Source organism: Thiohalomonas denitrificans, from assembly GCF_016841685.1.
Taxonomy (GTDB): domain Bacteria; phylum Pseudomonadota; class Gammaproteobacteria; order Thiohalomonadales; family Thiohalomonadaceae; genus Thiohalomonas; species Thiohalomonas denitrificans_A.
Map to the genome: position 1 here is coordinate 1 of NZ_JAENYR010000095.1, position 12,441 is coordinate 12,441.

Consider the following 12,441-nt stretch of genomic DNA (forward strand, 5'->3'; position numbering starts at 1 on the left):
GAGCAGGTCGTCGGCGACCTGCACCTCGCACAGGCCGTTGGCGAGCAGCCGGGCGTCGTCGATGTCGAGCCCTTCGAAGGCGACCCATTGCGATACGCGCCCGGTGAACTGCGGGTTTTTGCGGATGCGCTTCTCGATGCCGTGCATGCCGATGAGGATCACCGGCGCGGTGGAGAGGTCGTGAATGTCGCGCAGGGCGTTGGTGAGGGTGGCCTTCTCGACGACGTAATCGGCCTCGTCGATGAATATCGGTCGGCCGGTTTCGGCCAACCGCTGCACGATCGCCTCCAGGGTCTCGCCGTTGTTCATCCCCTTGGGATCGAGATCCAGCTCTCGCGCCAGCGCCGCCAGCATGGATTTCGGTGACCAGAGACTGATCGCGCGCACATAGACCCCGTGCACCTGGTTGATGAACCAGGTCGCGGCCGTCGTCTTCCCGTATCCGGTCGGGCCCCAGATGAGGCCCATGCCCGGCATGCCCGGTTCGCGCTGCACCAGGGCATCCCCGGCCGCCTTCAGGCGGCTGACGTTTTTGACGGGTAATATTCGATACCGCATTTGTTATGATCCCCTTTGCTGGTTAGGCCGCTTCGCGGCATCTACCTTCCGGTGGGGTGGCAGCCCCGCCGGAAGGCCTCCTACTGAAAGTCCTCGGCACTCAGTCCAAAATCCTCGAAGAGCTCTTCCATCGAGCGCGCCTGGGCGGACTGCCAATAGATGCGGCAGCCCCGCTCGTCCTCCTCGGTCATGGAGGTGTCTCCCGATTCCATGCGGTCCCTGATGCGCCACCAATAGGCGTGCAGTTTTCGCTCGTCGGTTATGGCGGCCACGCCGCTGTGTTCGTCCTCGATGGCCGCGACGGTCCGGGCATGCAGGTGCGGGTCGACCGGTTGTGGCACAGGCGCCTCAATTTGCGCCGCCCCTTCCTCTCGCACCTGGTCCAGCTTCCGTTCCAATCGCAACACCCGCCCCTGCTCTCGCTGGGCCCGGGCATGCTCCAGCATCGATTCGGGCACGTAGGGCTTGGCGTTGGCATCGCGCTCGGCGATGCAGATGAGGGCGCCGCGCTCGTCGGAGACCCAGGCGCGGCTGCCGTCGGTTGGGTTCACCCCGACACGCACGGTGCGGCTATGCCAGAGGCTGAGTTCGTGGTTGAAGTAGCGCCCCCAGGGCAGGGACACCTCTCCGCGGTTTACCTTGCGTTCAAAGGTGGGCAGCAGGTCATGCAGGTCGTCATCTTCCAGGAGGGTCGGCTGCCAGCCTTCATCAACGGCCTGCTGCCAGGCCTGGTTGGGTGTGCGCTTGCCAAGGCTGCCGTGCGGCCGGTCGTTGTATTCAGCGAGGGCCTCGCGGCATTCGGCGACGAAGTCCGACCAGGCCATCAGATTGGCCCCATCGTCGTCGGCTCGCTGCAAGGCCTTCTTTACCGCTTCCTTGTCCATGTCATGGCCGACGTAGACCGGAAAACGTTTGGCCAGTGGCACCCAGACCGAGCTGTTCAGCCGCTCGATCATTCCGCGCGCCTGGGCCCGGTACGCCTCGGAGAACATGAGGGTGCTGCCGATGCGCGCCAGCGTGGCCCGGTGCTGCTCGCCACGGTAGGCGCCGTTGTCCGAGTAATGGAGGGCCATGACGCCGCACTCCGGGTGCAGGACCATTTCGCGCATGGCCCCCCAGATTGCGAACTGGCTCTCCGCTATCCAGGCGGAAAAACCGACTGCCTTGCGGGTGGCTACATCCAGATAGGTAGTTACCTCCGGCCGGAATCGGCGGCCGGTCAGCGGGTGGCGCACGTAGGCCTTGAACAGGTGGCCGTCGACGGTCACCACATCCATCGGCCACAGGCCGTCCGTGGTCCGGCGCACGAAAGGCTGCACCGCGCGGCGGGCATTGCGGCCCATGCGGCCCCACTCGCGCATCTCTACCGGGATCGCCTCGATGTGCCGCTGCGCGGTACGCACGTGCGGGGCCGGTATATCCGGGTAGTGTTTGGGCCAATCCTTGATGCAGGCCGCCACCGTCGGCTTCTGCGGCTGCTGGTACACGGCCAGCAGCCGCGGCAGCCAGGATGGCGGCGCGCTCCTGGGCCGGCGCTTCTTGGCCATCGCGGCGGTGCCGCCGGCATCCCGTTTCTGAAACCAGCGGTACACGGTGGATGCGGTCGCCAGACGCTTGCCGCCACTCGCAGCGTTGGCAGTGCGCAACGTACTGAGCATCTCTTGCGGTAACTCGTCCGCTTTCGCCTCGGCCAAAAAGGTGAAGATCGCCTCGCGCCGGCTCACTGAATGCCGCGCCGATATCTCTTCGACGATGGCGCAGACAGTCAACCGCGCCTGCATAACCTGACGTTGATCGTCCGTCAGCTCCGCCACCTGCAAGCGCTCCTCGGCGACTGTCGGCAGGGTCCGCTCGGCGCTCATGCGGTTAGCGACTTCGGCCGTGGTTTGGCGTAGCAGGTGATTGCGGGTCTCGGAGGGCAGGGTCCTGACGGAGTACTCCCAGCCTTTTCCCTTAGGCTTGGGGCGGCGCTCCAGCTCCCCGCGTTCTCCCATGATGTTCACGTTCCTTGCGTGTCTGGGCATGCCGGGCATTCCGGCCAGTTCGGCGGCGCTGTACCACTCCTTCATGCGTCACCTTCCTCGAACAAGCCAAGCTCCGGCGCCTCGACCTTCGAGACGTTCTCCCGATGCCAGGCCAGGCCTCCGACCACGTGCTCCAGCGCCGCCAGCGTGTCGTCTACTTGAGCGCCACCCTCATAGAACTTGATCAGCAGCCCGACCGCCTCGGCAAAGGATCCCTGCAGCTCGTTTACCTCCGCCGGCTTTGCCTTCCTTCCGCTGGGTATATCCACCACCAGCTTGTGAGCCGAACCCGCCAGGTACTGGGTCATGAACTCTGCCCCGCAGGCATGTTCGAACGGCCGGATCAGAATCGCCGGCATTCGCCCCGACTCGAGCCACTTGTAGAGCGTCCACTTCGCGGGCAGCCCCATCAGGTCGGCCACGTTGTCGACGGAAAGGTTTTGCTTTTCCCTCGCGTACTCCAGACACAGCTCCATTGCGTGCCGAAGTGAAGTAGGCCGTACCCGTTTCCAATTCCGCTTAGCCATTGGATAAACCCGTGTTCAAAGCCGTCCAAACGAAGGCGCCGCGTGCCCTATCGCAGTTCGTGTGCTCTTGGATAGGCTGTTTACGAACCGCAGCGATGAGAGAACGCACCCGAACCATGACTTACGCCACCCGCCGCCCCAGTGCGGCCTCCACCTTTTTCCGTCCCTCCGAAATGCGTCGTGCCCGCATTTCGGCCGGTGTCGGCTGCGCATATTCGGGCACATCCGGGAAGATCTCGGCTGGCTGTGCGTCTAAAAGTGCGCACACGCCAAGGGCTATCGTGCGGCTCTTGATCTCGCGGTTGCAGACCCGGGACACGGCCGCTCGGCTCTTGCCGATCGCCGCCGCTGCCGTGGTCCAGTTGTGCCCGGCGCGGGCTAGTGCCTTCGTGATCTGTGCGTGGTCCATTACAATTACCTGTTTGGTTACGTGGCCCACGCCCTAGCGTGTGCCGTTTGCCGTTATCTGGGGCGTAACGATAACGAACATATTCGTGCTTAGCAAGCATAAATTCGGGGTTTTGGCGCGATCCGATTCGCGGAATCGCGAATAAATGCGGTATTACGCCGTAAGGTTTTGATATGACAGGAAATTCAACAGAAGCGGATCGTGATGATCAGAATCGGATCGGCGATCCGATTCGGCTAGAAGGAATCGGATCGCGAATTGCTGCAGCAGCTGACGCGCTAGGTTCGCGAAAAAATGCATCAGCTGTAGCGCGAATATCTTCGGATACGTTGCGCCGATGGATTGCAGGGGAAGTAAGCCCTTCGTTCGATGCGATTGCCCGGCTGGCGGTAGCGGCTGGTGTTTCTCTGGATTGGCTTGCAACCGGAATAGGACCAAAGGTGGCAGACGCAGAGCCGACCGAGCATCAGCTCGGCCGTGTAGACCGGCAGCGGCTCTACGACGTAGTGGAGACCATAGAGGAGGTATTGACCGACCGTGGCCTCCATCTGAAACCGGCCAAAAAAGCCGAGTTGATACTCTTGGTCTACGAGGAGATTGCCGAATCCGAAGAAGCGGGTATAAAGTATGACAAGGAGAAAATAGTTAGGCTTGTAAGCTTGGCCTCTTAGATATGCCGGGCATCGGCAAAGGAAGGAGAGCAGATGGAAAGAAAAACAAAAATCCAGGCCATCATAGGCAACGCGCAGGGGGTCAAGGGGACCGCCCTGTTAACAATCGGCGTTCTCATCGGTATCGGCACCACCACCGGTGGTATAGCCCTCTACTACACAGGCTATAAAGAGGGGCTGGTAGCCGCGGCCCCACAGACACCACGCGCACCGATACCGGCCAGTATCCTCGAACTGCCGCCCCCATTCGACGACAACATCCAGGAAACAAAGCTTCACCGCGAAGGCACCGATAAACGCCAACTACAGAGCTTTTAAGCGACACTCAAAGGAACATGTGCGCGTCGCAAATACCATGACGTTTACGGCAAGGACGCCGACGAAACCCCAAGACCAGGCGTGTTCAGCCTCTGCGCCAGATCATTTCTAAATCGTTGATTAGCCGGGCTGTCCCACGAATTCCCGACCAATCCCGCCCAATCCCATTATTCCTAACCTTACTGTCGCCTCACATGTGGGCCACAAGCCAGAGGAGCTTGGCCAGCCCCGACCCTGTTCCGTGGGCCGCGGACTCCTCCGGTGCCGTGTGAGCGACTCGTCTGGCCTCCGCGACGGCGCGATTATCGTTGTACATCAGGGCGTTGCCGCACGGACGGCCGTCGGGGTCGGTGAGCAGCACCGTACCGGAGGTGCCGTCCACAGCGATGGCCCTGACGGCTCGAGAAGAGATGCTTTTCAACAGGGCATATATCACCTCGTCGACGGCTTGCCACCAGCAGGTCGGGTCCTGCTCAACTGCAGCCCCCCGGCGGAGCGGTTCCGGCAGATCGAGCCGCGCCTCGCCGGCAACGGCACCCTGTTGATCGATAGCGACTGCCCGGCAGCCGGAGGTGCCGAGATCGATGCCGATGTAAAGAGGGTCTTTTACCACGGGTGCACGGGGATGACGGGGGATTAGCAATCAGAATAACAGACGACAGGTAGTCTCAACCGGCGGGATTCCAGCCGGACACAGAATCCAGGCAGAGCCGGCACAATACTCCATGCCGATTCTTTCAATGAAAGCCCCGTGATCCCCGTGCACCCCGTGGTTATCCTGCCGGTTTATTGCCGTAACCCGACGGTTGATTCAGGGCAGCGTAACCGGTTGCGGCGATTGCCAGCTTTCCTTGCGGTATTCGGCGGTGACGCTGGTGTAAATGCCGCCGCGGACGTTGAAGCGGCCGGTCACACGCATAAAGCGGGGCTGGCAGGCAGCGATGAAGTCCGCGAGCATATCGTTGGTCACCTTCTCGTGAAAGGCGCCTTCTTCGCGGAAGGACCAGATATACAGCTTCAGCGCCTTCAGCTCGAGACAGCGCTTGTCCGGGACATAATCGATATAGATGGTGGCGAAATCCGGCTGACCGGTCTTTGGACAGAGACAGGTGAATTCCGGGACCTCAATGCGAATGGTATAGTCCCTTTCTGGGGTAGGGTTATCGAAGGTTTCCAGGGTCTTGCTGGGCTGGGTAGGCATGTTCTGTCTTTCATGGTAGCGTTATCGACCCCGAATTCTAGCGGAAAACGGCGGGCACACGAAGGGCACGAGGGAACCGGAGCATCAAAACGGCCCAGCGAAGGTCGGTATCCCGGCTGCCCTGCCCATCAGCACCCGCTCTCCTTTCCTTCTGACCGTTTTTTTGGTGGTTTGCCCGCATATGCGCCTTAGCAAGATCAAACTGGCCGGCTTCAAATCGTTTGTGGACCCGACGAGTATTTCATTGCCGGGGAATCTGACCGGAGTGGTCGGGCCTAACGGCTGCGGCAAATCCAACATCATCGATGCCGTGCGCTGGGTGATGGGGGAGAGCTCGGCCAAGCACCTGCGCGGAGACTCAATGACCGATGTAATCTTCAACGGCTCGAGTTCGCGCAAGCCGGTCGGTCAGGCCTCCATTGAGCTGGTGTTCGACAACTCCGACGGCAGCGTGGCGGGGCAATATGCCAGTTTCAACGAGATTTCCATCAGGCGCGTGGTTACGCGCGAGGCGCAATCCTCCTATTTTCTGAACGGCTCCCGCTGCCGACGGCGCGATATCACCGACATCTTTCTGGGCACCGGCCTGGGGCCCCGCAGTTACGCCATCATCGAGCAGGGCACCATTTCGCGCCTGATTGAGGCCAGGCCCGATGAGATGCGCAACTTTCTGGAAGAGGCGGCCGGCATCTCCAAGTACAAAGAGCGGCGCCGGGAGACGGAAAACCGCATGCGTCACACCCGGGATAATCTCGAGCGCCTGGATGACCTGCGCGATGAACTGGGTAAGCAGTTGGCCCACCTGCAGCGTCAGGCCCGCACCGCCGAACGTTACAAGGAATACAAGGCCGAAGAGCGCCATCTCAAGGGGCAGCTGCAGGCGCTGCGCTGGAAAAAATTGAATCATGAACTGGAGCACCGGGAAGGCGACATCCGTGAGCAGGAGACGGGGCTGGAGGCGCAAGTGGCGCGCCAGCGAAGTGCCGAGGCGGAGATCGAGCGCAAGCGTGATGAGCACGTCGAGGCCACCGAAGGCTTCAACAAGATCCAGAGCGAATTTTACGGTGTGGGCGCCGATATCGCGCGTCTGGAGCAGTCGATCCAGCATGCCCGGGAGCGCCACCAGCAGCTGGAGCGCGACCTGGGACAGGTGGAGCGGGCCTGGAACGAGGCACAGCTCCATCAGGAGATGGACCGCAACAAGATCGAAGAGCTGACCCGGGGGCTCGATGAGCAGGGGCCGGCGCACCAGGAATTGCAGGCCGCCGCTGAACTCTCATCGGCGACCCTTTCCGAGGCCGAAGAGGCGATGCAATGCTGGCAGGCCGAGTGGGAGGAGTTCAATCAAAAGGCCGCCGAACCCTCCCAGACCGCGCAGGTCGAGCGCGCCCGGATCCAGCAGCTGGAGCAGCAGGTTACACAACTGGGGCAACGCCTGGGACGGATCGACGAGGAGCAGGCCAATCTGTCTACGGAGCGCCTGGCGGAAGAGATCGCCACGGTCAGGGAGCAGATTGCGGAACAGGAGATAGGACTGGCGACCATTCAGGAGCGCCGCTCCGCCTGCCTGGACCAGATTGGTCAAGTGCGCGAGCAGAACAGCGAAGATGGCAAGCGCCTGGATGAAATTCGCTCCCGACTTCAGTCCCGGCGGGGCCGGCACGCCTCTCTGGAGGCACTGCAGCAAGCGGCACTCGGCAAGGGCCAGGGGGCCGTTACCGATTGGCTCGATGCCCGTGGGATGCATGATGCGCCTCGTCTGGCTGAGGGCTTGTCGGTGGCAGAAGGTTGGGAGAAAGCGGTCGAGTGCGTGCTTGGTGCCCATCTGGAGGCGGTCTGCGTGGAGGGTCTGGATCCGGTGGTGGGGGCGCTCGGAAGCCTGGAGCACGGCGCTTTGACCCTGTTCGATACCCAAGCTGCGGTAGTGGCCAGCGATGCGGCCAAGGGTATGCCTTTGGCTACCCGGGTAAGTGGTGAGCGTACCCTCGATGGCTTGTTGAATGGCGTCTACGGTGTTGATAACCTCGATGCGGCTCTCGGGTTGCGGGCCCGGCTGGCGGGTCACGAATCGGTGATCACCCGCGACGGTATCTGGATTGGTCCCAATTGGCTGAGGGTGGTGCGCGACTCCGATGAGCACGCCGGCGTCCTCCACCGCGAGCAGGAACTCAAAGAACTCCAACAGAGTATCGAGACGCTGGAGAGTGAGGCGAAGGAGCTGGCCCGGCGGGTTGAAGAGGGTCGGGGTCGCCAACGGGAGCTGGAGGAGGAGCGGGAGCAGCTTCAGTCGGAACTGACCGAAGCCAACCGCATCGTGAGTGAGTTGCAGTCACTACTGTCCGGCAAGCAGGCGTGCCTTGAGCAGATTGAGCAGCGCCGCGATCGGCTCCAGGCCGAAGCCGAAGAGCTGAAACGCCACCAGTCCGAGGCCGAAGAGGGCATACAGAGTGCCCACTATACACTCCATCGCGCCCTGGAAGAGATGGAGGAGTTGGCGCAACTCCGTGAGGAGCTGACCCGGCGTCGCGCCGAATTGCGCGAGATGCTGGAGCAGAGCCGCGAACGCGCCCACACTGATCGCGAGGCCGCTCAGGAAACGGCCATCAGGATTCAGACCATGCGTACCGAGCTGGAGACCACCCGCCATGCCCTGGAGCGTGCCGAACAGCAGCTCACCCAGCTGGCCGAACGGCGCGAAGAGTTGAAAATGTCGCGTGCCGAAGGCGGCAGTCCAGTAGAGGGAATGAACGAGGAGCTGGAACAGCAACTCGCCCACCGCATGGAGGTGGAGGCTCGCCTCAAGGAGGCGCGTCGCAGAGTGGAAGACATCGACCACTTAGTGCGTGAGAGAGAAGGCGAGCGCATTCAGGCGGAGCGGGTGGTGCAGGAGATCCGCTCAAAGCTGGAACAGAAACGCATGGGCTGGCAGGAGCTGAAAGTCCGCCGTCAGACGCTTGAGGAGCAGGTGACCGAGAGCGATCAGGAGCTGAACGAACTGATTGACTCGCTGCCGGATCACGCAGAGATTGCCGCCTGGGAGAAGCTGGTGGACGATATTGTCCAGCGCGTTGCCCGATTGGGCCCCATTAACCTGGCGGCCATTGACGAATTTGAACAGCAGTCGCAGCGACGCGACTATCTCGACGCCCAACACGCCGACCTCATGGAGGCGCTGGAGACGCTCGAGAGTGCAATCAAGAAGATCGATCGCGAGACCCGCACCCGTTTCAAAGAGACCTTCGAACGGGTCAATAAGGGTCTCCAGGAGAAATTCCCTCGCCTGTTCGGCGGCGGGCATGCCTACCTGGAGCTGATTGGCGATGACCTGCTGGATACCGGTGTCGCCGTGATGGCACGCCCGCCCGGCAAGCGGAACAGCAGTATCCACCTGCTCTCAGGGGGGGAAAAGGCCCTTACCGCAGTGGCGCTGGTATTCGCCATTTTCGAGCTGAACCCCTCGCCATTCTGTATGCTTGATGAAGTGGATGCCCCTCTGGATGAGGCTAACGTGGGCCGTTTCTGCAGCCTCGTCAAGGAGATGAGCGAGCGGGTACAGTTTATTTTTATCACACACAACAAGGTCACCATGGAGCTGTCTGGTCATCTGGCCGGCGTCACCATGCATGAGCCGGGCGTCTCCCGGATGGTGGCCGTGGACGTGGATAAGGCCATAGAGCTGGCCGCCGTCTGAACCGAGCTCTCCATGGATACTCTGCGAATTATCCTCATCATTGCCGGACTGGTGCTCATTGCGGGCATCTATTTCAGGGAAACTCGGCTGCAGAGCGGTCGCCGGGAAGAGTCGCAGGGTGTCGATGACCCACTCGAAATGGACGGCTTTTCTGTCGCCGACCAGCTGTATCCGGAGCTTGGGGACGGGACGGGATTCAGCGCCCGCAGCGATGATCCCTCTATCGAGGAGATGTGGGAAACCGGTGGCACCGGTGAGGCCGAGGACGTGGTGATGGTGCTTTCGCTCATGGCGTCGGAAGCGGTCTTCAAGGGGCCGGAGATCATGGCCGCGGCAAAGAACTCGGGACTTCACTTGGGGCAGATGGATATTTTCCACTACTTTCCCGACACGGGAGGGGTGAATGACTTACCCTGGTTCGGCATGGCCAACGCCCTGGAGCCCGGCACCTTCGATCTGGAGCGAATTTCCGAGCTGGAAACGCCAGGGCTCATTTTTTTCCTGCAACTGCCCGCCCCGGTGGATGGCGTCATGGCGTTTCACCGGATGCTGGAAACGGCCCAAACGTTTAACCGCGAGCTCGGCGGGCAGCTCTGTGACGAGCGCCGACAGCCGCTGGGAATGGCGCGACTGACGGAATTACGGGAAAGGGCCCACGGTTTTAAGGCCATGGCCGTCCGGGTGGGGCAGGATGGAGAACAGGGATGAGTGGAACGGAACCGGAAGAGGTGCAGCGGCGCCTTGTTCAGTTGCGCCGCCAGATTGAATACCATAACTATCGCTACTACGTGCTCGACGATCCGGAAATCCCGGATGCCGAGTACGATCGGCTGTTCCGGGAACTTCAACAACTGGAAGCCGAGCATCCGGAACTGTTAACCCCGGATTCGCCCACCCAACGGGTGGGGGCCAAACCCGCCAGGGAACTAGGCGAAGTCCGGCACCTTATCCCCATGCTTTCACTGGCGAACGCTTTCAGTGACGAGGAACTGGCGGATTTCGACCGCCGGGTGCGTGACCGTCTGAACGTCAAGATGGTGGCCTATACTGCCGAACCCAAGCTCGACGGTTTGGCGATCAGCCTGCTCTACGAAGAGGGGCGACTGGTGCGCGCCGCCACCCGTGGCAATGGCACGACGGGCGAGGATGTCACCCAGAACGTACGCACCATTCCAGCCGTTCCCCTGCGACTGCTGGGGCGAGGCTGGCCCCGGCTGCTGGAAGTACGCGGCGAGGCTTACATACCCAAGTCGGGCTTTGCAGCCCTGAATCGTCGCCAGGCGGCACGAGGGGACAAAGCCTTCGCCAATCCGCGTAACGCCGCCGCCGGCAGTCTGCGGCAGCTCGATCCCCGCATCACCGCTGAGCGGGCGCTGAACTTGTTCTGCTATGGAACGGGGTATAGCGATGATGGCGAGTTGCCGGCCACTCACAGCGGCATCATGGAACGACTTAAGGAGTGGGGACTGCGCGTCTGCCCCGAACTGAAGGTCGTTGAGGGGCTGGAGGGCTGTCTCGCCTACTACCGCAGCATCGGAGAGCGTCGTGAGGCGCTGCCTTATGAGATCGACGGTGTGGTCTACAAGGTGGATCGTCTCGATTGGCAGCGCGAACTGGGCTTTGTCGCCCGCGCACCGCGCTGGGCCATCGCCCACAAGTTCCCCGCCCAGGAGGAGATGACGGTTGTCAGGGACGTGGAATGGCAGGTGGGCCGCACTGGTGCCCTGACGCCCGTGGCCCGGCTCAAGCCGGTGCAGGTAGCGGGGGTGACGGTGAGCAACGCCACTCTTCACAACGTGGACGAGATTGAGCGCAAGGATGTGCGTATTGGTGACACGGTGGTGGTTCGCCGTGCCGGCGATGTCATTCCCGAGGTGGTCTCGGTGGTTGAGAGTCGGCGTCCCCAAGGTGCCGAATCCCCGAAACTGCCCAGCCACTGTCCCGTCTGCGGCTCCGACGTGGTACGGCAGCCCGGGGAGGCGGTGGCCCGCTGCAGTGGCGGTCTGGTCTGTGCCGCTCAGCGCAAGGAGCGCATCAAGCACTTCGCCTCCCGGCGGGCCATGGATATCGACGGCCTGGGCGACAAGATCATCGAACAACTGGTGGAGCGGGAGTTGATCCACAACCCGGCCGATCTCTATACCCTGTCCAAAGAGCAGCTTCTGGGGCTGGAGCGGATGGGAGGTAAATCCGCCGAAAACCTGCTTGCAGCACTGGAAACAAGCAAACAAACCACCCTCGACCGTTTTCTCTACGCCCTCGGGATCCGGGAAGTCGGGGAGGCCACCGCACAGGCGCTGGCCGCCTATTTCGGCGATCTGGAACCCATCGAGGAAGCCGATGAGGAGCAGCTCCTCGGGGTACCGGATGTCGGCCCGGTAGTCGCCGGCCATATCCGCAGTTTCTTTCGGCAGACACACAACCGCGAGGTCATCGACAAGCTTCTCCGCTACGGCGTGCGCTGGGAGAAGACTGAGGTGGCGCCGGCCGGTGAGCGGCCGCTGGAGGGTAAGACCTTCGTGCTGACGGGAACGCTGCCTTCGTTGACCCGCGACGAGGCCAAAGCACGTCTGCAGGCGCAGGGCGCCAAGGTCACCAGTAGCGTTTCCAAAAGTACCGACTACGTGGTCGCCGGCGAAAATGCCGGGTCTAAGCTGGAAAAGGCGGAGCAATTCGGGATCGAGGTCCTCAATGAAGAGGCGATGCTCAAGCTGCTCGAAGGCTAGTGTCCTGTCACACGTCTAATGGCGCCAGATGGCCGCTTATCGCCTCGCCCGAAGGGAGCCCCCGAGCGACGCCAGTGCTGCGTTGCAGCGCTTGACAAGGGATGACCATTGCTGCGCGCTGCGCCTTGTCCTGACGCCGCTCGGGGGCTCTGAAGGCGCCATTAGACGTGTGACAAGGACCAAGGAGCCTGTCCGAGAATAGACTCGACCTACTCGGCTCGGGCATCCTGCTTCGCTCTACCGAGTGCTTCCCTGCACTCGTCGGCTCGGGCATCCTGCTTCGCTCTACCGAGTGCTTCCCTGCACTCGTCGGCTC

The 12,441-nt window shown here is 61.9% G+C and carries 11 protein-coding genes; 5 read left to right on the forward strand and 6 right to left on the reverse strand.

Annotated features, from left to right (window positions below; all coding sequences use genetic code 11):
• From Q7L05_RS15335 to Q7L05_RS15350, 4 genes are all read right to left on the reverse strand, one after another.
• Positions 1–558, reverse strand: a 558-nt coding sequence (locus Q7L05_RS15335) for an AAA family ATPase (RefSeq protein WP_303908659.1), incomplete at its 3' end; no start/stop codon positions are given.
• An 80-nt stretch (positions 559–638) separates the two neighbouring features.
• A complete protein-coding gene (locus Q7L05_RS15340) occupies positions 639–2,627 on the reverse strand; it encodes a DNA-binding protein (protein ID WP_303908660.1) in 1,989 nt (662 codons plus the stop codon).
• On the reverse strand, positions 2,624–3,109 hold the full coding sequence (locus Q7L05_RS15345; RefSeq protein ID WP_303908663.1) for a hypothetical protein: 486 nt from the start codon (positions 3,107–3,109) through the stop codon (positions 2,624–2,626). Before Q7L05_RS15345 ends, Q7L05_RS15340 begins: the two co-directional genes overlap by 4 nt.
• Positions 3,110–3,230: 121 nt before the next feature.
• Positions 3,231–3,518: a hypothetical protein gene (locus tag Q7L05_RS15350; protein ID WP_303908666.1), complete on the reverse strand. Its 288-nt coding sequence runs from the start codon at positions 3,516–3,518 to the stop codon at positions 3,231–3,233.
• Positions 3,519–3,691: 173 nt separating this feature from the next.
• On the opposite strand from Q7L05_RS15350, the gene Q7L05_RS15355 reads away from it, so the two are divergent.
• On the forward strand, positions 3,692–4,189 hold the full coding sequence (locus tag Q7L05_RS15355; protein WP_303908670.1) for a helix-turn-helix domain-containing protein: 498 nt from the start codon (positions 3,692–3,694) through the stop codon (positions 4,187–4,189).
• A 33-nt stretch (positions 4,190–4,222) separates the two neighbouring features.
• Positions 4,223–4,507 (forward strand): hypothetical protein, encoded by a 285-nt coding sequence (locus Q7L05_RS15360; protein ID WP_303908672.1) that lies wholly within the window; start codon positions 4,223–4,225, stop codon positions 4,505–4,507.
• Positions 4,508–4,697: 190 nt separating this feature from the next.
• Here Q7L05_RS15360 and Q7L05_RS15365 read toward each other — a convergent pair whose 3' ends face one another.
• Entirely contained in the window at positions 4,698–5,120 is a 423-nt protein-coding gene (locus Q7L05_RS15365; RefSeq protein ID WP_303908675.1) for an FGGY family carbohydrate kinase, read from the reverse strand.
• A 198-nt stretch (positions 5,121–5,318) separates the two neighbouring features.
• Positions 5,319–5,708: a preQ(1) synthase gene (gene queF / locus Q7L05_RS15370; protein ID WP_303908678.1), complete on the reverse strand. Its 390-nt coding sequence runs from the start codon at positions 5,706–5,708 to the stop codon at positions 5,319–5,321.
• Between the two features lie 181 nt (positions 5,709–5,889).
• Here queF and smc point away from each other — a divergent pair, with 181 nt between their 5' ends.
• From smc to ligA, 3 genes are read left to right on the forward strand one after another with little or no spacing between them, the layout of a single operon-like run.
• Entirely contained in the window at positions 5,890–9,399 is a 3,510-nt protein-coding gene (gene smc, locus Q7L05_RS15375; RefSeq protein WP_303908682.1) for a chromosome segregation protein SMC, read from the forward strand.
• Positions 9,400–9,411: 12 nt separating this feature from the next.
• A complete protein-coding gene (locus Q7L05_RS15380) occupies positions 9,412–10,107 on the forward strand; it encodes a cell division protein ZipA C-terminal FtsZ-binding domain-containing protein (protein WP_303908685.1) in 696 nt (231 codons plus the stop codon).
• Positions 10,104–12,125, forward strand: a complete 2,022-nt coding sequence (gene ligA, locus Q7L05_RS15385) for an NAD-dependent DNA ligase LigA (RefSeq protein WP_303908688.1) — start codon at positions 10,104–10,106, stop codon at positions 12,123–12,125. Before Q7L05_RS15380 ends, ligA begins: the two co-directional genes overlap by 4 nt.
• Positions 12,126–12,441 lie beyond the last annotated feature (316 nt).

Bases quoted from the DNA above. Each gene is read 5' to 3' on its own strand.
- Q7L05_RS15340 (WP_303908660.1), bottom strand. From the start codon at position 2,627: ATGAAGGAGTGGTACAGCGCCGCCGAACTGGCCGGAATGCCCGGCATG.
- Q7L05_RS15345 (WP_303908663.1), bottom strand. From the start codon at position 3,109: ATGGCTAAGCGGAATTGGAAACGGGTACGGCCTACTTCACTTCGGCAC.
- Q7L05_RS15350 (WP_303908666.1), bottom strand. From the start codon at position 3,518: ATGGACCACGCACAGATCACGAAGGCACTAGCCCGCGCCGGGCACAAC.
- Q7L05_RS15355 (WP_303908670.1), top strand. From the start codon at position 3,692: ATGACAGGAAATTCAACAGAAGCGGATCGTGATGATCAGAATCGGATC.
- Q7L05_RS15360 (WP_303908672.1), top strand. From the start codon at position 4,223: ATGGAAAGAAAAACAAAAATCCAGGCCATCATAGGCAACGCGCAGGGG.
- queF (WP_303908678.1), bottom strand. From the start codon at position 5,708: ATGCCTACCCAGCCCAGCAAGACCCTGGAAACCTTCGATAACCCTACC.
- smc (WP_303908682.1), top strand. From the start codon at position 5,890: ATGCGCCTTAGCAAGATCAAACTGGCCGGCTTCAAATCGTTTGTGGAC.
- Q7L05_RS15380 (WP_303908685.1), top strand. From the start codon at position 9,412: ATGGATACTCTGCGAATTATCCTCATCATTGCCGGACTGGTGCTCATT.
- ligA (WP_303908688.1), top strand. From the start codon at position 10,104: ATGAGTGGAACGGAACCGGAAGAGGTGCAGCGGCGCCTTGTTCAGTTG.